Raw genomic sequence first — 17,778 nt, forward strand, 5'->3', positions numbered from 1 at the left:
GCGAACGCGGACACGTCCGTGCCAACCCAGGGTGGCACCTACCAGGACATCAGCGCGTCGGAGCGAACTGCAGGCGGGTCCACACGCCGTAGTGGTCCGAGGCCCAGCGACCGCTGTCATCGGGCTGGTCGAACAGGAGCTTGGCCTCACGTGCAACCATCGCGTCCTGCTGGAAGAAGATGTGGTCGATCCGCGAGGCCACCGGGTAGTAGTGCCTGTTCAGCGTACTGACCCCGGCCAGGTCGGTGTTGACGTGCACGCTGCCGTAGCTGTCACCGTAATGGCTGCGCAGCTCGCTCAGGTCACTGGCATCGACCAGTGCGTTGAAGTCGCCCGCGATCACCACCGGTGCGCCGGCCGAGGTGCTGGCGATGAAGCGCAGCAGGTCCTCGACCTGGGTGCGACGGATGCGCTGGCCATTCTCGTCGCTGCGCTCGTTGAAGTGGGTGGCATAGACGTTGACCGCCTTGCCGTCCACATCGATGCGCAGATGGGCGACCGTCCGATAATCGTCCAGCGGCCGCAACAGGTGCTCACCTTGGGCGAGGATCGGGCGCCGGCTCAGCAGCGCGTTGCCGTAACGTTTCGGCGCGCCCACCGGATCGGTGGAGACGAAGATGTACCTGTAGCCCAGCTGGCTGGCCAGCCACTGTGCCTGGTTGCGCACGTTACGGCGTTGGATCACCTCCTGCAGGGCAACCGCATCCGGCTGCAGGCGCTTGAGTTCGGCCAGGATGGTGCGGCGGCGGCTCGGCCAGTCCTCGCGGTCGTGATGCAGGTTGAAGGTCACCATGCTCATGCCTGGCGCGCTGGCGACGTCAGCCGCCGTCGCGGCGGTTGGCACGGCTGCCATCACGGCACCCGGCAATGCCAATGCAATGGCCAGTCCCAAGGCACGCACGGCCGTGCGCACCCTTGCCCCCTGCTGCTTCATCGTTACTGCCCCTTGCGCTCGGCGCGGCGCACCGCGCCCGGTACATCGATCTCGACCCGCGCCGGCAGCTGGTGCACGTGCAGTTCCCTGTTGGTCCATTCGGCCGCTTCGCCGTTGATGGTCGCCTCGCCCGGATCACCGGCGTACGGCCACGGCAAGACCACGCCACCGACCGGTGGCACCAGGCCCGGCTGCACCTCCAGCACCAGCTGCTTGTCGCTGCGCTGCAGGTGGTAGTTGAGCTGGCCCTGCGGCGTGCGCAGGCCCTGCACGGCGATGCCCTCGCCCTGCAGCCAGGCGGTCGGAATGCCGGCGGCCAATACCAGCGCATCGTCCATGTCACGGCTGTAGGCGAACATGTCCAGGGCCGAGCGCACGAAGTCCGAGGCCACCCAGGCATGCGGCAGGTCACCGACGAAGAACGGCTTGCGTGGCGTGCGCGAGACCACTTCGGCCCACTGGTTCCAGGCCTGCGGCGTACGGTCCTTGAAGAAGAACTCAGTCGCCTGCCAGGCGCGATCGCGCCAGCCGAGGCGGACGAAGGCGGCCACGTTGCGCCACTCGTAGGGCGTGTAGTCCTTCCACTCGCGCTTGCCATCGCGACGGGCCACGAACTCCTTCCAGTAGCGCTCGAAGGTGGCATCGAGCGCCTGCTGCGGAAGGCGCCCCTGTTCACCGCCCGGAGCCAGCGCGATGGTGGTCGAGGTCGCATCGAAATCGCCCAGCTCGGCCGAGCCCGGCAGGTAATCGATGTTGTGCTGCTGCATCGCCGACAGCAGTGAGGCCTGCAGGTCATCACGGAACTGGTCACGCGATTCGGCAATCTGCATGGCTTCGACCTTGCCCAGCTGGGCCGCCAGCGATGCCGCATCCTTGTAGCCGCGCAACGCCCAGAAATTGTCCCAGTACGAATGCATCGGCTTGGCCGAATAGCCTTCATGGCTGATAGAGGCCGGCATCATCCCGTAGAACGCCGGATTGCGCGCCCGATTCTCGTCCGTGCGCTCGCTGGCGCGCAGTTGCTCCATGTAGTTATAGGCGCCCTGCACATGCGGCCACATCAGTTCGGCGAAGGTGCTGTCACCGGTATAGCGCCCATATTCGGCAATGCTGTAGATCAGCTCGCCATGGCTGTCGTTCTCCGGCACCGGATCGCTGCCACGTGCATCGACACAGCACGGCACCTTGCCATTCTCGAACTGATAGGGCGCATACCAGTTGATGTAATCACGCACCGCATCACTGCGCCCCATGCGCAGCAGGCCCTCGGAAATCATCGCGCCATCGCGGATCCAGCTGCGCGCGTACGAGCGCGTGCCCGGCTGCAGGCGCGGGCCGACCCGCGAGATCAGCATATGCGCCACGGCGGTGCGCAGGGTATCGACCAGCGCCTGGCCCGCAGCCGGTACCTGCAACGAGACCACCCCCAGCTTCTGCCGCCACTGCTCTGCGACCTGCGCCTGCGCCTTGGCCACATCCAGCGCCTGCGGCGCCCAGCCTCCGGTCTGTGGCAACACCACCGCCACTTCTCGGCTCTGGCCAGGCTCCAGCCTGATCGTATACAGCAGCGCACCGGACGCCATGCCGGTGCTGTCCTTCACCGCCGTGCTGGCCGGGTATTTCCCGGAGGCCAGATGCATCGCGTCGAGCTTGCCATCGAACGTGCTGGCGAAGCGCGCATCCGGCACTTGCAACGGATAGATGCGCGGCTCACCGTTGATGCGCACCAGCTGTTCGCCCACATCCAGCGCATCGATGCGACTGAAGCCGCCGACGGTGTTGAGGAACTGGGTCGGCGGGTTCACCTGCCACGGCCGGATCGCCAGCGCCAGGGTGTACTCGTGCGCCACCTTGTCCGGATTGCTCAACCGGTAGCGACCGATCAGCTGCGCGCGCTCCGGCGTGCCCTGCACGAAGCTGGTTACCGCCAGGCCGGCCTTCTCATGCACCCAGTCGACATTGGCGATGGGCAGGTAGCGATCCTGCAGCGACTGGGTGATGGCCACCTTCGACCAGTCCAGCAACTTGCCGTCCACGCGGATGAACGGCTCGATGCTGAAACTGCCCTTGGCCGGTTCCAGCGCACCGTCCTCGCTGATCAGTGCCTGCTCCTGGCCGCCATCGAGGCCGAGCAGGGTCCAGTACGGCTGTTCGCCCACATATGCGCGCGGCAGCGAGCCGCGCGGCAGGTCGGCCGCCACCGAGGACAGGAATGCGTTCGGCGTGGCCGCGAACGCCAGCGGCTTGAGCGTGATGTCACGGATGCCATAGCGCCAGTTCGGGCCATCGTGCAGATCGAAGCGCACGTAGCGCGCGTCGGTATCCGGCAGCGCCAGCCAGTCGCGGCCGCCCGCACCGCCGGCCACCTCGCGCACGGTGCGCCAGTCCCGGCCATCCTCGGACGTACGCACGGTGTAGCGATTGGCTTCCAGGTTCGGCAGCCAGTCAATCACCGCACCGCCGATCTCGCGGCTCTTGTGCAGGTCCAAGCTGATGGTCTGCTGCTTGACCCCGCCACTGATCCAGAACGTATCGCTCTTTCCGTCAATCATCCGGTCCTGCAGCGCGGTGGCGGTGTCGGCGATCACCGATGGCACCAGCGCCGAATCATCCTGCGGCGGCAGGCCCTGCAGGGTCAGCTTGTCGAAGCACACCGTGCCGCGGCCGCCGACCTTGCTGTAGATCGTGAACTCGACCGCAGCGCTGCGCGCCATCTCCTTCTCCGGCGACGGCCCCCACGCCTTGTCGATCTGGCGACGGCGGTATTCGACCGGCGTCCACGCCTTGGGGAAGCTGTAGCCCGGGTGATTGACCCACCAGACATTATCGCCGCTGGCATCGATCAGCTTGAACTGCAGGTCGTTGCCCGGCGAATCTCCCCGCAGCTGGAAGCCGAAGCGGTAGTTGGCCGGGTACTCGATGCCCAGCGCGCGGCGGATGCCGACGTAGCCCGACACCTTGTGGAAATCGTAGTCCAGGCACAGCGCGCGGCCGCCACCGGCACCGCTCACCGGCCGCAGCGAACCGCTGACCTGGTCGGACAGCACCAGCTTCCAGGCGCCGATGTCGTCGAAATCGTCCAGTACCTTCGGCGCCGGCAGTGCCGGTGGTGCGGCGATCGCCAGGGAAGTCCACAACAGGCCCAGTCCAACGGCGATCGCTCGCTTCATCCCTTGACGCTCCCCAGCAACAGACCTTGGATGTAGTAACGCTGCAGCACCAGGAACAGTGCCAGCACCGGAACCACGGTGACGACCGCGCCAGCCATCATCATTTCCACGTCCATGATGTGCTCGCGCGAGAGGGTGGCCAGCGCCACCGGCAAAGTGTAGTGCTCCTGGTCGGTCAACACGATCAGCGGCCACATGAAATCGTTCCATGCACCCATGAAGGTGAAGATCGCCAGGGTCACCAGTACCGGCTTGAGCATCGGCAGCACGATCTGGAAGAAGATGCGCAACTCCCCCGCGCCGTCGATGCGCGCCGCTTCAAGCAGCTCGTCCGGGATCGAACGCGCGTACTGGCGCACCAGGAAGATGCCGAACACGCTGGCCAGCGCCGGCACGATCACCCCGCCAAAGCTGTTGACCAGGCCCAGCTGCTTCATCAGCAGGAACAGCGGCAGCATCGCCACCTGCGCCGGAATCACCAGTGCTGCCATCAGCACCTGGAACAGGCGTTCGCGGCCAACGAAGTTGAGCTTGGCGAAGGCGTAGCCGGCCATGGTGTTGAGCAGCAGCGAACCCAGCGTGATAGCCAGCGACACCAGCAGGCTGTTGGCGAAGTTGCCGCCCATGCCGGTGCGCGCGAACAGCTCGTGGTAGTTGTGCGTGGTGATGCTCGAAGGCAGCAGTGGCGGCGGGAAATGACTGGCCTCACCCTGCGGCATGAACGAGACCGAGAGCATCCACAGCAGCGGTGCAAGGCTGACCAGGGCCAGCACCAGCAGCGCACCATTGATCATCCACGGATACCAGCGCGACTGGCCGATTTCACGACTCATACCAACTGCCTCTTGCGGCCGAAACGCAGCATCACGGTGGTCACCGCCAGGATGATCAGGAACAGCAGGAACGCTACAGCCGATGCGCGTCCCAGGTTCCACCACTTGAAGCCTTCCTCGAACATGAAATACAGCACGCTGACGGTGCTCTGCAGTGGATCGCCGCGGGTCATGACGTACGGCTCGGCGAACAGCTGGAAGTAGCCGGACACGGTGATCACCCCGACCACCAGCAGTACCGGGCCGAGCATCGGCAGGGTGATGTGCAGGAACTGCTTCCAGCGCGAAGCACCGTCGATGCGCGCGGCTTCGTACAGGTCATGCGGGATCGCCTGCAGGCCGGCGAGGAAGATCACCATGTTGTAACCGAAGTTCTTCCACACCGCGAACAGCATGATGGTCGGCATTGCCCAGTTGGGATCACCCAGCCAGTCGATCGGACTGATGCCCAGGTGGCCCAGCCCGTAGTTCACCAGGCCATAGCTGGTATGGAACAGGTAGCGCCAGATCACCGCCACCGCCACCAGCGTGGTCACCACCGGCGCGAACAGTGCCGTACGGAACAGCGCCTTGAAGCGCGCGGCCGGTGCGTTGAGCAGCATGGCCGCGCCCAGCGACACGCCGATCGACAACGGTACGCCGATCAACACGAAGTAGGTGGTGTTCCACAGCGACTTCCAGAACATCGGCGTCTGCAGCAGGTCGATGTAGTTCCCCAGGCCGACGAAGCGCAGGTTGCTGCTGTCGGCCAGTGCATAGAGGTCGAAGTCAGTCACGCTCAGCGCCAGCGCCGAGGCGACCGGCAGGCCGAAGAACACGCCCAGCACGATCAGCGAGGGGCCGGCGAAGATCCAGCCGGCCAGCGAAGTACGTTTCATTGCGCGCTCCCGGCGGCCACTGCGCTGCTCGAGCGCGGCGACGGCGCGCGCTCCTGCAGGCGTTGTTGTTCATGCATCCAGCGGCGCTTGGCCAGCACCTTGTCCACGCGCTGGTCCAGTTCGGCCACGGCCTTGTCCTGCGGCAGGCCACCGCGCACGACCTTCTCGGTGACAATGCGCATTTCCTGCACGATGCGCTCCCATTCGAGCACCTTCGGCGTCGGCTTGACCCGCTCCAGCTGATCACGGAACGCGGCGGCCAGTGGATCGTTGGCCAGCGACGGCGCGTTCCAGGCACTGCGGCGCGGCGGCAGATCGCCGATGATCGAATGGAAGCGTGCCTGGATTTCCGGGCGCGACAGGAATTCGATCAGCTTCCAGGACGCCTCCTTCTGCTGCGATTTGCGGAAGATCACCAGGCTGGTGCCACCGGCGATGCCCGCGCCCGGACCGTCCGGCCCCGGCAGCGCAGCGGTGCCCCACTGCCCTTCCAGTTCCTTCGGCTGCAGTTTCTTGAACTCGCGGATGTTCCAGGGACCGGAGATGTAGAACACGTTGAAGCCGCGGAAGAATTCATCCCAGACGTTGGAGATCTGTGTCTCGGACATCTTCGGCGCCCAGCCCTGCTCGAACATGTTGGCGTAGAAGGACAGCGTGCGGCGGAACCCCGGGCTGGCGAAATTGCCGCGGGTATCGTCGTCGCGCAGCAGCGGATCGGGCTGCTGCAGGGCCAGCGACAGCTGCTGCTCGAACTCATTGATCGGCATCAGCACCGCGTAGCGGTTCGGGCCCTGCATGCGCTTGATCGCCGCCATCTGCTCCTCCCACTCCGGCCACGTGCGCGGCGGGTGGTCGTAGCCGGCCTTGGCCAGCAGGTCCTTGCGGTAGTAGATCAGGCGCGTATCGACGTACCACGGCACGCCGACCAGCTCACCGTGGATCACGTTGGTGTCCCAGATGCCCTGGAAGTAATCTTTCGGGTCGACCACGGTGGAGCGCTGCACGAACGGCTGCAGCGGGGTCAATGCATCGAGTTCGGCGAACTCCGGCACCCAGGTATTGCCGAGCTGGCACACGTCCGGCAGTCCGTCGGCAGCGAACGCGGTCAGCAGCTTTTCGTGCGCGGCGGTCCACGGGATGTTCTGCACATCCACCTTGATGCCGGGATTTTCGGCCTCGAACTCGTGGATCAGCTCGCTGACCACCTCGGCTTCGCGGCCCATCGCCCAGAAGCGCACGGTGGTGGTGCCCGGTTCGGTGCGGGCGCAGCCGGCCACGGCCAGGGCGGCCAGGGCAGGCAGCGCCCAGCGGCGCAGGCGGTCGATCCAGTTCGGCATCGGGTTACTTGCCCTGGCCTGTGGTGCGGTTGGCATTGTTCTTCTGTTCCTGCGCGGCAGCCGCGCGTGATTCGGCGATACCCACCGCGCGTGCTGCCGCGGCCTTTTCGTCCTTCTGCAGTTCCAGCGGCTGGAACGACCCTTCCGGCGCCAGCCAGCCGCCGCTGAATCCGGCCCGCTCCAGGCCCTTGCGGATGTACGGATTCTTCTTCATCACTTCCCAGACGAAGTCGTTGCGGTAGTTGGCGATCATGGTCAGGATCGGCCCCTGGTCGATGGCGATGTAGTCGCTGGCGACCCAGCCGCGATCCGGCACCAGGCGACCGGTCTTGATCGGGATGTCATAGTTGAAGCTGGGATTGAACGAATCCAGGAAGCCGTAGCTGGAATAGATGTAGTCGCCGTAGCGCTTGTGCATTTCCAGCGTGGCCGGGATCACCTGCTCGGGCGCGAACACCACCGAGGCGATCGCCGCAGTCGGGGCAATGGTGCCGTCATCGAAGTTCTCGCGCAGGCCGGCGCCGCGCGAGGAGTAATGGCGGAACTGGCGCTGTTCGCCGCGGTACTCCTGCGTGGTGTTCTGCGGGCCATCACTGGCGGTCAGGCCCCAGACGTTCTCGCCATAGTCCTTCCACTGCATCGGGTTGGCGATGGCGTATTCGCGCTGGGCCAGCGCGGCCGAGCGGCTGTTGAGGAAATAGGTGCTGCCGCGCTCGCGCATGTACGCGTCCTGGATATCGCGGAAATCGATCCAGACGTGGCTGTACTGGTGGCCGAACAGCGGGCCGAAGGAAAGGTATTCCTGGCCCTGGTAGACACCCCAGTCGTTGTCATAGGTGCGCGTCCACACCGTCCACGCGTCCGGGCTGACCGGGTGCGTGGGCGAGCCCAGGGCGAGGATGTAGACCATCATCGCCTCGTTGTAGCCCATCCAGTCGTGGTCGATGAAGCCGCTCTCGGGGAACCAGCCCATCGAGATCAGCGGTGCACGCTGCTGCAGCCACGGCCAGTCGACCTTCTTGTACAAGGTATCGGCAATCTGGCGGATTTCCTTCTCGCGCGGATCGTCACCGTCGTAGTACGACTGCGCGAACAGCACGCCCATCATCAGCAGTGCGGTATCCACCGAGGACAGTTCGACCCAGCTGTCGTAGCGACGGCCTTCCTGCATGTCCAGGAAGTGATAGTAGAAACCCTTGTAGCCCGCCTTGCCGGTGCGCTGCGGGCCCATCGGCACGTCGCGGAAGAATTTCAGGGTGGTCAGGGTCCGGTCGATCGCCTGGTTGCGGCTGACCCAGCCGTTCTCGATACCGATGGGATAAGCGGTCAGCGCGAAACCCACCGACGCGATGCTTGCGAACGGCCGCGACGGATAGCGGTCCGGGGTTAGGCCATTGATCTCGTTGGTGGTGTCCCAGAAGAACTGGAAGGTGCGGCGCTCGATGTCATCGAACAGCGGCGGCAGCTCCGGCTTCATCGGCCGCGGCGGTGCATCGGCCTCGATCAGGATCACCGGCGGACGCGGCTTGGCAGGCTCCTGCTGGGCCGGCTGGCAGGCGGCGACGGCCAGGCTCAACGCTGCCGCGGACAACAGATGGCGTGCCTGCATGGCGCGGTTCCTCCGGTGGTCTGATCGATGGGAAAGCATACCGTCCAATGATCTGAAATCGTTTACAAGATGCGCTCTTAAAAAACCACGAAAAACGTGGTTTGACACCGCGATCATTGCCCACGCCGCTGCCCCCTGCCCGGCAGCGGCGTGGGCAATGGACCGGCACGGGGCCGGCCATTGCCGTTCTCACACAATCGATGCCGCCGGCGGACCGGCGGCATCGGATACAGCAACAGGCGGCGCCGCTTAGAAGCGGAAGCCCACTTCGGCCTTGACCTGGCGCGGAGTGCCGATGATGTCGCCGGTCTCGTTGTAGCTGGCCTGCAGCTTGCCGTTGGTCTTGACGTAGTTGTAGGTGGAGAAGTTGTCGAAGTTGAACACGTTGATGATGTCCAGGCGGGCGTACAGCTCGGTGTTGCCCGCCAGCTTGAACGTCTTCGTCGCCTGCAGGTCGACCGAACGGTAGCCGAAGATCTTGCCACCCACCAGGAACTTGCCGGTTGCGTTGGGCACGGCCGCCTGCGGGGTCGGCAGGGTGTAGCCGCTGGCCTGCATCACCGGGTACCAGTCGTTGACGGCGGTCGGGGTGGCCAGGGTGATCTTGCCGCCGAAGGTGATGCCCCAGAAGCCCGCGTACGAACCGGTCACCACCAGGCGGTGGCGCGGTGCGCCGTTGGAGCGGATGGTCGGGTAGTCACCGATCAGACCGCGATCAAAGGCGTACTTCTCGTTGATGTCGCGGTTGTGGCGCGCGGTGGTCCAGGTATAGGCGATCGAGGTGCCCCAGCCGCTTTCCTTGGTGAACGGCTTCTGCGCCGACAGCAGGACCTGGGTGGCACGGGTCTTGATGCCCTGCTGGCCGATGATCAGGCTGCCGAAGCCCGGTACGTTGCAGCTCCAGGCCTGGCTCAGGCCCGGGGAGGTGCCACCGCACAGGCGCGGATCATCGAAGAACTGGCCGGTCGGATAACGGTTGCCCAAGGTGAAGGCGAAGCCGTCGTAGCTCAGGGTACGTGCGATGGTGGCGTCGGTCAGCCAGTCGCCGATCTGGTTGCTCATGCCCAGGCTGAACTGGTCCGAGTACGGCGCCTTCAGCTTGTTGTTCAGCAGGTCCACTTCCAGGCCGGCATTGCTGGTCGCGCCGACCAGTGCCTGCAGGTTGCCGATGCCGTTGAGCAGGTTCGGGTTCCAGTCATAGCAGGCAGCCTGGCCGTTGATGCAGGCGCCGGTGGCCGGGTTGCGGAAGTAGATGGTCGGCTGCGGCAGGGCCAGCTTGGTGGTTTCCAGCTGCAGGTTGTCGAACAGGTCGCGGTCGTAGGAACGACCAGCACCACCATGGATCACGTGCTGCTCGTCGGCATTGATGTCATACGAGAAGCCCAGGCGCGGCTGCCAGGCATCCTTGAATGCCTTGCGGTTGTGACCGTTGCTGATGTAGTCGCTGATGTCCAGGCCGCCCAGTGCCAGCGAATCGGCATAGGTCTGGCCGGCGGGAGCGCGCGGATCCTGCGAATAGATGGCGTCGACCACCTGCTGCGGGGTCACGAAGTCCAGGTAGGACGGGGTCTTTTCGTAGTCCCAGCGCAGGCCGATGTTCAGCTGCAGGTGATCGTTGACCTGCCAGTCGTCCTGGATGAACACGCCGTACTGCTTGGACTTCGAACGCACTTCGCCGGACACGCCGGTCACGCCGGTCACCGGCTTGACGAACTGCGCCTTGTACGGAATGGAATCGGGGAAGTCCGGATCGCCCAGCGAGTAGGTGAAGGTCGGATTGATCTGCGCCGCATCGGATGCGTACAGGTCGATCTGCTTGTACTTCACGCCCATCTTGATGGTGTGGTCACCGGCCCACTGGATGCCATCCAGGGTCAGGTTGTCTTCGATCGACCAGCCCTTCTGGCCCTTCACCTGCGAATCCAGTGCCGAGGCGCCACCGATCTTCACGATGGTGCGGTCTTCGGGGCCGTCCGGTGCGGTGTAGGTGATGCCGTTGGCCAGCGTCAGCGGCGTCGGGTTGTTGAACGAATCCTCGTGGGTGACCATCAACTCGTTGTAGTAGCGCTCACCGCTGTGGTTCCAGCGCAGGGCGTAACGACGGTCGGTGTTGACCACTTCACGGCCGGCTTCCGGCGAGGTCTGGCCACTGAACTGCGACTGGGTTTCGTCGCGGTCCTGGAAGGTCAGCTCGATGCGATCGTTGTCGGTCGGCTCGAAGTCGATCTTGCCGAAGATCAGGTCCTGCTGGAACGGCTGGCTGGCCGGGCCAAGGCCGGCGGCGCCGGCCGGCGGCAGCAGGCCGGCAGCGCCGGTGACCGCGCCATCCGGCGCGATGGTGACCGGCAGGTCGAAGCGCTTGGCTTCGTAGGTCACGAAGAAGTGCGCCTTGTCCTGGATGATCGGGCCACCCAGGGCGAAGCCGTATTCCTTCTCGGCCGAGACCATCTTCTCCTTGCCACCCTGGCGCTCGGCCGGGGTCTTGGCACGCATGTCTTCATCGGTGTAGCGGTAGAACGCCTCACCCTTGAACTCATTGGTGCCGGACTTGGTCGCAGCCGTCACGGCGGCGCTCGACACCTGGCCATACTCGGCCTTGTAGTTGCCGCTGATGACCTTGTATTCGCCGATGGCCAGCTGCGGGAACGGGTTACCGGCGCTGCCGGACTGGCCGGCCACGCCGCCGCCCTTGACGTAGCTCTTCTGGCCGACGCCGTCGATGTAGACGTTGGTGCCATCTGCATTGGTTGCGCCGCCGCGCAGCGAGGTGTTGCCCTTGGCATCGCGGGTGAAGATCAGGCCCGGCACCGCGTCGGCGAACTCCAGGAAGTTGCGCGACACCTGCGGGGTGGTCTGGATCTGCTGCAGGCTGACGGTCTTGCCAACTTCGGAGGTGCGCACTTCCTGCAGCAGGGTCGGCGCAACAACGTTGACGGTGTCCAGGTTGGTGGCCGCGGTCGAGCCCGGGGTGCTGCTGGCTGCGCCAGCGAAGTTCAGCGTCGCGGTCGAAGCCACGGTGACGGTGACCTTCTGGGTCTGGCCGTTGGCGACCACGTTGTACGTGCCCGGATCCAGGCCCATCAGCGAGTAGCTGCCGTCGGCGCGGATGGTGCCACGGCGGACGGTACCGGTGGCGACGTTGGTGGCGGTCACTTCGGTGCCGGCCTGGGCACCGGCAACCTGGCCGCGCAGGCTGGCGTTGGCCGACTGCGCCATGACGTTCGGGGCGGCAGCCAGCATCAGGCAGCTGACCAGAGCGGTGCTCAGCAGCCGGCGCGCCGGCATGCGGAAGGTGGTATGCATCATCAACTCAATCTCCGGGTGGCGGTAACCGCTTGCGCGGTCCCTGCGATCAGTCAAAAAAAGAAGAAACGCCTCTGGCTTCAACGGCCGGATGGCGGAGTGGTGGAATCGCGAACAATCAAGCGGGGAACCAGGGTCTGCTTGTCCCCTGCCCCATCCGTGGAGGTGCCGTCCATCAACTGCATCAGGCGCGTCATGGCCCGGTCGCCGAGCTCGGCGATGCTGACCTGCATGGTGGTCAGCGACGGGTGGACGAAACGCGCCAGTGGAATGTCATCGAAACCCGCCAGGGCCACATCGGCCGGGACGCGGACCCCTGCCTGCGTGAACGCATACAGGCAGCCCAGGGCCATCATGTCGTTGGCGGCGAATACGGCATCGGGCAGCGCTCCGGCTGCCAGCAACTCCTGACCGGCACGATGGCCGGAAGCTTCGTCGAAATCACCGGGCAACTCGATGCCTTCGGCGCCACCGCCAGAAGCCGCCAGCGCGTCACGGAAGCCGCGCAGGCGCTCGCGCGCGTCGAAGTTGAGGTCCGGACCAGAAATGAAGGCAATGCGGCGGTGGCCGGCATCCAGCAGGTGGCGGGTCATCGCCATTGCGCCGGCGTGGTCGTCGATGCTCAGCACCGGGTGGTCCTGCCCGGGCAGATAGGTGTTGATCAACACCGTCGGCAACGACTGCGGCAGGTTGTCGGTCAGGAAGCCCGGGCTCTCGGCATAGGGCGAAAGCACCAGCAGGCCGTCGACGCGGCCGCGCATGGCACGCAGGGCGGCGCCCTGCTGTTCCTGGTCACCGTGGTAGCTGGACACCAGCAGGTGCTGGCGGCGGTTGCGGGCCACCCCGTCAATGCCGCGCATCAGCTCGGAGAAGAACTCGCCGTACAGGTCAGGCAGCACCACGCCCACCGTATTGGTGCGGCGGCTGCTCAGGCTGCGGGCGGCGGCGTGCGGGGTGTAACGCAGCCGTGCGGCCACCTCCAGCACAAGCTGGCGGACCGGTTCGGCGACATTTTCATGCCCGTTGAGCGCGCGGGAAACCGTGGCCACGGAGACCCGGGCTTCGCGTGCGACGTCTTTGATTGTGATAGCTGCCTTGTTCACGAAGCCGCCCTCCACGGCTTGGACCTACCAGCATTGGCGCGGAATGTAAGCGTTTCCATCCAGGCTTGTAAACAGTCCGTTAGGCGAATGTCCCGAAATGGACATGAAAACCTGTCCGTGGCGAGGCCATGAAGGACCCGCCAGGACAGCGTGGGACAAGGGCTCAGCCCTGTTCTGACGGGGTCTGCGCGCGGATGGACAACGCGTGGATATCGGTCTCCATCATCGACCCCAGCGCGGCATAGACCGCGCGGTGCCGGGCAAGCGGCCCCAGCCCGGCGAAGCGCTCACTGACCACATGCACGTTGAAATGGCCGCGCCCGTCGCGCGCACCGGCATGGCCGGCGTGACGATGGCTATCGTCCTCGATCTCCAGCACGCTCGGCGCCAGCGCCTGCTGCAGCGCATCACGGATCCGCTCGATCCGTTCCGCGTTCACGGCAGCACCTTGCGGAACGGGCGGACCTGCACGCGGGTGTAGACGCCTGCAGCCACGTACGGGTCGGCATCGGCCCAGGCCTGGGCCTGCGGCAGCGACTCGAACTGCGCGATCACCACCGAACCGCTGAAACCGGCCGGGCCCGGGTCTTCACTGTCCACCGCCGGGCACGGCCCGGCCAGCAGCAGGCGTCCCGCGTCGCGCAGCGCATGCAGCCGCGCCAGATGCTCCGGCCGCGCCTGCAGCCGCTGCGCCAGCACATCCTGGCCGTCATACCCTTCGATCACATACCACACCGGCATTTCCTCGCTTGCATTGTCGGGTCCGCCGATTCTAGCCAATGCAGCCCCTGCCCCGGTCCGGCTGGACACTGGCGCAGCAAAGGCTTACCCTAGACTCCATTGCACGTGGCTGGATGCAGCAGCCCGTTGGTTTCTGCGGCCACGCAGCCCCCGACGACAGATCCGCTGCTTCAAACCGGACCACCTGGCCGGGCCACGTAGACGACCTCCCCGTAGTTCTGTCGCTGCCGTTTACTGCGGCGCGTCCTGCTGTTTGATATGTGTGGAATCGCGCCGATCCCGGCGCGTCTGGTGCCCTGGGGCTCCGTGGCGTTGGCCCGGCGAACCCGGTGCCGCGACTGGTCCGTTGCAATCCTGATGTCCATTAGATGACTTCCGAACTCGCGCTCGACGCGAACCCGCCAACCCGGCCGCCCGCCCCCCAGCAGCAGGAAATGCCGCTGGCCGTGGTGCATGGGCAACCGGTCCTGCAGATCCCGCAGGACCTGTACATCCCGCCGGACGCGCTGGAAGTCATCCTGGACGCCTTCGAAGGCCCGCTGGACCTGCTGCTGTACCTGATCCGCCGCCAGAACCTGGATGTGCTGGACATTCCCGTGGCCGAAATCACCCGGCAGTACGTGGAATACATCACCGTGATGCGCGAGCTGCGCTTCGAGCTGGCGGCCGAGTACCTGGTGATGGCCGCGATCCTGGCCGAGGTGAAGTCGCGGATGCTGCTGCCGCGCCCGGTCAGCGAGGAAGGCGATGAGGCCGACCCGCGCGCCGAGCTGGTGCGCCGGCTGCAGGAGTACGAACGTTTCAAGCAGGCCGCCGAGGACATCGACGCCCTGCCCCGCCAGGACCGCGACACGACGGTGGCGCATGCCTTCATGCCCGAGCGCGCCACGGTGAAGCTGCCGCCGCCGGTGGACCTGAAGGAAATGCTGCTGGCCCTGCACGACGTGCTCAAGCGCGCCGAGCTGTTCAGCGGCCACGCCATCAAGCGCGAAGCACTGAGTGTGCGGCAACGCATGGGCGAAGTACTGGGACGCCTGGAAGACGGCAAGTTCTATCGTTTTGAAGGGCTGTTCACCGCCGAAGAAGGCAAGCTGGGCGTGCTTGTCACGTTCCTGGCAGTGCTGGAACTGGCCAAGGAACAGTTGCTGGACATCGTCCAGGAAGAACCGCTGGCGCCGATCTACGTGAAGTCGCTGGCTGCTGGCAACACCAACGCGCCGCTGCAGTTCAGCAGCGAGTTTGACGACAACGACGCCGCCAATGCCAACGAGTGAGCGCTGACTGCCGATGGATCAATCGCTGATCGACCGCATTGTCGAGGGTGCCCTGCTGGCCTCCAGCCAGCCACTCACCCTGGCCCAGCTGAAGGACCTGTTTCCGGAAGAGGAACCGGCACCGCCGGGCAGCATCGAACGTGCGCTGGAGCGCCTGCGCGAGGCCTGCGAAGGTCGTGGCGTGGAACTGGTCGAGGTCGCCTCCGGCTTCCGCTACCAGGTCACCAGCGAAGTACATGGCTGGATCAGCCGGCTGTGGACCGAACGCAAGACCCGCTACACCCGCGCCACCCTGGAAACCCTGGCGCTGATCGCCTACCGGCAGCCGATCACCCGCGGCGAGATCGAGCAGGTGCGCGGCGTGGCGGTCAGCAGCAACATCATCCAGGCGCTGGAAGAACGCGAATGGATCCGCGTGGTCGGCCACCGCGACGTGCCCGGCAAGCCGGCGCTGTTCGGCACCACCAAGGGCTTCCTGGACTACTTCGGGCTGAAGCGGCTGGACGAACTGCCGCCGCTGTCGGAACTGAAGGACCTGGGCGAGCTGGAACCGCAGCTGGCCCTGGATCGTGATGCACCGGCCGTGGCCGGTGCCGAGGGTCCGGACATCTCGGCCAGCGCCGATGGCGTTGCCGCGAACGATGACGCCGGCCTGGCCGGCAGTGACACCCCCGATTCCGCCAATGCAGCCCCTGCATCGGCCTCCGATGAGCAAGCACCTTCGCCCCTCGATGATGGGCACCCCGATTCCGCGCCGGGCGAGCGCGCGGTGCCAGTGAACGAACGCGAAGACAACGCCGTCGCGATGACGACCGTGGCTGTTGACCAAGCCGATTCCGAACCAGAGGCCGACCTCGAAACCGTCGGCCGGAGCAAAACTGATGAGTGACACCCCCCGTAACAAGCTCTCGCTGAAGCGCGAAGCCACCTCCGAACAGTTCAAGCTGGAAGAGCGCCTGCACAAGGTGCTGGCCCAGGCCGGCCTCGGCTCGCGCCGCGCGCTGGAACAGCGCATCGCCGAAGGCCTGGTCAAGGTCAACGGTGAAGTCGCGCAGACCGGCATGTCGGTCAAGAGCGGCGACAGGATCGAACTGGATGGCCGCGGCTTCGTCGCCACTGCCCTGGCCGAGCCGTCGCGCGTGCTGGTCTACAACAAGCCGGAAGGCCAGGTGACCACCCGCGAAGATCCCGAAGGCCGCCCGACCGTGTTCGAGTCGCTGCCGCCGCTGAAGGGCGCGCGCTGGATCGCCATCGGCCGCCTGGACATCAACACCACCGGCCTGCTGCTGGCCACCACCGACGGTGAGCTGGCCAACGCCATGATGCACCCGTCGTTCGAGGTCGAGCGCGAGTACGTGGTGCGCGTGCGTGCACCGGAAGGCGAGGAAAAGGTCTCCGACGCCATCGTCGACCGCCTCAGCCGTGGCGTCGCACTGGAAGACGGTCCGGCCAAGTTCGATGAGATCGAACGCATCGGCGGCACCGATTCTCACGACTGGTTCCGCGTCGTGGTGAAGGAAGGCCGCAACCGCGAAGTGCGCCGCCTGTGGGAATCGCAGGGCTGCCAGGTCAGCCGCCTGAAGCGCACCCGCTATGGCAAGGTGAGCCTGCCGCGCGAACTGGCCCGTGGCCATTCGGTGGAACTGGGCACCGCTCAGGTGGAAGCGCTGCGTGCGCAGCTGAAGCTGGAAGAAGGCGCTCCGTCGGCATTGACGCTGCAGCCGGTGATCGGCCAGCGCCGCGCCGCAAAGACCACCGTGCGCGTGCGCGAAGGTGGCCGCGGCAATGCCTACGTCAATGGCCACAACACCGCTGACGAAGGTCGCGAGCTGCGCCGTTTCGACAACGTCCGCGAAGACCGCGGCCGTGGTCGCGGCGGCAAGGGTGGCGGCTTCAAGGGCGGCCTGACGGTCAGCGGTGAAGCAGCGGCCAAGCAGTCGCAGAAGCCGTTCAAGCAGCGCGCGCCGAAGAATGACCGTTCGCTGCCGGAAGGCAATCCGGCCGCGTTCCGCACCTGGTACGTGCCCGATGGCGTGAGCACCGGCCCGAGCGGCCACCGCAATGCCGGCCCGGGCGCACGTGGCCCGGGTGCCCGTGGTCCGGGCGCAGGCGGCCAAGGCCGTCCGTACGGCAAGCCGAAGGGCCCGGGCGCCGGTGGCGGCCAGGGCCGTGGCGGTTTCGGTGGTGAAGGCCGTGGCGGCGCAGGCGGTCAGGGTCGTCCGGCCGGTGCCGGCAACCGCTCGCAGGGCCAGGGCAACAAGCACCCGTACGGTCATCCGGGCAACGCTCCGAGCTTCCCGTCCGACCATGCAACCCCGGGTTTCAACCCGTATGGCAGCCCGAAGCCGGCACACGGCGCCCGTCCGGGCGGTCGCGGCCCGGGCGGTGGCAACCGTGGCCCCGGAGGTAACCGCGGCCCCGGCGGTCCGGGTGGCAACCGTGGTCCCGGCGGCAACCGCGGCCCGGGCGGCCCGCGCCGTAGCGGCCCACGCGGCGGCTGATCACAGGCCACGCTGAAATGAGAAACCCCGGCCCAGGCCGGGGTTTTTCTTTAAAAAGGGGACGGAGGGGATTAAGTCGTTTTCGCCACGCCATG

At 66.0% G+C, this 17,778-nt stretch carries 13 protein-coding genes; 3 read left to right on the forward strand and 10 right to left on the reverse strand.

Annotation, left to right across the window (positions count from 1 at the left end):
- Positions 1 to 49: 49 nt before the first annotated feature.
- From ACS0OT_RS13175 to ACS0OT_RS13220, 10 genes are all read right to left on the reverse strand, one after another.
- Positions 50 to 934: an endonuclease/exonuclease/phosphatase family protein gene (locus ACS0OT_RS13175; protein WP_053497851.1), complete on the reverse strand. Its 885-nt coding sequence runs from the start codon at positions 932 to 934 to the stop codon at positions 50 to 52.
- Positions 935 to 936: 2 nt separating this feature from the next.
- A complete protein-coding gene (locus ACS0OT_RS13180; RefSeq protein ID WP_065178281.1) occupies positions 937 to 4,104 on the reverse strand; it encodes a discoidin domain-containing protein in 3,168 nt (1,055 codons plus the stop codon).
- The gene (locus tag ACS0OT_RS13185) at positions 4,101 to 4,937 is read right to left on the reverse strand and encodes a carbohydrate ABC transporter permease (RefSeq protein ID WP_005417620.1); all 837 of its coding nucleotides are present in this window, start codon (positions 4,935 to 4,937) and stop codon (positions 4,101 to 4,103) included. Before ACS0OT_RS13185 ends, ACS0OT_RS13180 begins: the two co-directional genes overlap by 4 nt.
- The gene (locus ACS0OT_RS13190; protein ID WP_005410323.1) at positions 4,934 to 5,815 is read right to left on the reverse strand and encodes a carbohydrate ABC transporter permease; all 882 of its coding nucleotides are present in this window, start codon (positions 5,813 to 5,815) and stop codon (positions 4,934 to 4,936) included. The genes ACS0OT_RS13185 and ACS0OT_RS13190 overlap by 4 nt, the downstream gene beginning before the upstream one ends.
- Positions 5,812 to 7,152: a sugar ABC transporter substrate-binding protein gene (locus ACS0OT_RS13195; protein WP_053497855.1), complete on the reverse strand. Its 1,341-nt coding sequence runs from the start codon at positions 7,150 to 7,152 to the stop codon at positions 5,812 to 5,814. Before ACS0OT_RS13195 ends, ACS0OT_RS13190 begins: the two co-directional genes overlap by 4 nt.
- Before the next feature lie 4 nt (positions 7,153 to 7,156).
- Positions 7,157 to 8,761, reverse strand: coding sequence for a glucoamylase family protein (locus tag ACS0OT_RS13200; RefSeq protein WP_005417626.1), 1,605 nt, complete (start codon positions 8,759 to 8,761; stop codon positions 7,157 to 7,159).
- A gap of 249 nt (positions 8,762 to 9,010) precedes the next feature.
- Positions 9,011 to 12,067, reverse strand: coding sequence for a TonB-dependent receptor (locus ACS0OT_RS13205; RefSeq protein WP_049414530.1), 3,057 nt, complete (start codon positions 12,065 to 12,067; stop codon positions 9,011 to 9,013).
- Between the two features lie 77 nt (positions 12,068 to 12,144).
- The gene (locus tag ACS0OT_RS13210; protein ID WP_005417630.1) at positions 12,145 to 13,182 is read right to left on the reverse strand and encodes a LacI family DNA-binding transcriptional regulator; all 1,038 of its coding nucleotides are present in this window, start codon (positions 13,180 to 13,182) and stop codon (positions 12,145 to 12,147) included.
- A gap of 148 nt (positions 13,183 to 13,330) precedes the next feature.
- Complete coding sequence (locus ACS0OT_RS13215; protein ID WP_005417632.1) at positions 13,331 to 13,606, reverse strand: BolA family protein; 276 nt, start codon at positions 13,604 to 13,606, stop codon at positions 13,331 to 13,333.
- A complete protein-coding gene (locus ACS0OT_RS13220) occupies positions 13,603 to 13,902 on the reverse strand; it encodes a YciI family protein (RefSeq protein WP_005417634.1) in 300 nt (99 codons plus the stop codon). The genes ACS0OT_RS13215 and ACS0OT_RS13220 overlap by 4 nt, the downstream gene beginning before the upstream one ends.
- A 374-nt stretch (positions 13,903 to 14,276) precedes the next feature.
- Here ACS0OT_RS13220 and ACS0OT_RS13225 point away from each other — a divergent pair, with 374 nt between their 5' ends.
- Genes ACS0OT_RS13225 through ACS0OT_RS13235 form a run of 3 tightly spaced genes read left to right on the forward strand, consistent with a single transcriptional unit; the run spans position 14,277 to position 17,683 of the window.
- Positions 14,277 to 15,182: a segregation and condensation protein A gene (locus tag ACS0OT_RS13225; RefSeq protein WP_005417635.1), complete on the forward strand. Its 906-nt coding sequence runs from the start codon at positions 14,277 to 14,279 to the stop codon at positions 15,180 to 15,182.
- A 13-nt stretch (positions 15,183 to 15,195) separates the two neighbouring features.
- Positions 15,196 to 16,071, forward strand: coding sequence for an SMC-Scp complex subunit ScpB (gene scpB, locus ACS0OT_RS13230; RefSeq protein WP_053497859.1), 876 nt, complete (start codon positions 15,196 to 15,198; stop codon positions 16,069 to 16,071).
- Positions 16,064 to 17,683, forward strand: a complete 1,620-nt coding sequence (locus ACS0OT_RS13235; RefSeq protein ID WP_442255851.1) for a pseudouridine synthase — start codon at positions 16,064 to 16,066, stop codon at positions 17,681 to 17,683. The genes scpB and ACS0OT_RS13235 overlap by 8 nt, the downstream gene beginning before the upstream one ends.
- Positions 17,684 to 17,778: the final 95 nt, after the last annotated feature.

The sequence above is a fragment of the Stenotrophomonas maltophilia group sp. RY12688 genome (assembly GCF_052149045.1).
In the GTDB taxonomy this organism is placed as follows: domain Bacteria; phylum Pseudomonadota; class Gammaproteobacteria; order Xanthomonadales; family Xanthomonadaceae; genus Stenotrophomonas; species Stenotrophomonas sepilia.

Bases quoted from the DNA above. Each gene is read 5' to 3' on its own strand.
- ACS0OT_RS13195 (WP_053497855.1), bottom strand. From the start codon at position 7,152: ATGCCGAACTGGATCGACCGCCTGCGCCGCTGGGCGCTGCCTGCCCTG.
- ACS0OT_RS13200 (WP_005417626.1), bottom strand. From the start codon at position 8,761: ATGCAGGCACGCCATCTGTTGTCCGCGGCAGCGTTGAGCCTGGCCGTC.
- scpB (WP_053497859.1), top strand. From the start codon at position 15,196: ATGGATCAATCGCTGATCGACCGCATTGTCGAGGGTGCCCTGCTGGCC.
- ACS0OT_RS13190 (WP_005410323.1), bottom strand. From the start codon at position 5,815: ATGAAACGTACTTCGCTGGCCGGCTGGATCTTCGCCGGCCCCTCGCTG.
- ACS0OT_RS13205 (WP_049414530.1), bottom strand. From the start codon at position 12,067: ATGATGCATACCACCTTCCGCATGCCGGCGCGCCGGCTGCTGAGCACC.
- ACS0OT_RS13235 (WP_442255851.1), top strand. From the start codon at position 16,064: ATGAGTGACACCCCCCGTAACAAGCTCTCGCTGAAGCGCGAAGCCACC.
- ACS0OT_RS13175 (WP_053497851.1), bottom strand. From the start codon at position 934: ATGAAGCAGCAGGGGGCAAGGGTGCGCACGGCCGTGCGTGCCTTGGGA.
- ACS0OT_RS13185 (WP_005417620.1), bottom strand. From the start codon at position 4,937: ATGAGTCGTGAAATCGGCCAGTCGCGCTGGTATCCGTGGATGATCAAT.
- ACS0OT_RS13180 (WP_065178281.1), bottom strand. From the start codon at position 4,104: ATGAAGCGAGCGATCGCCGTTGGACTGGGCCTGTTGTGGACTTCCCTG.
- ACS0OT_RS13225 (WP_005417635.1), top strand. From the start codon at position 14,277: ATGACTTCCGAACTCGCGCTCGACGCGAACCCGCCAACCCGGCCGCCC.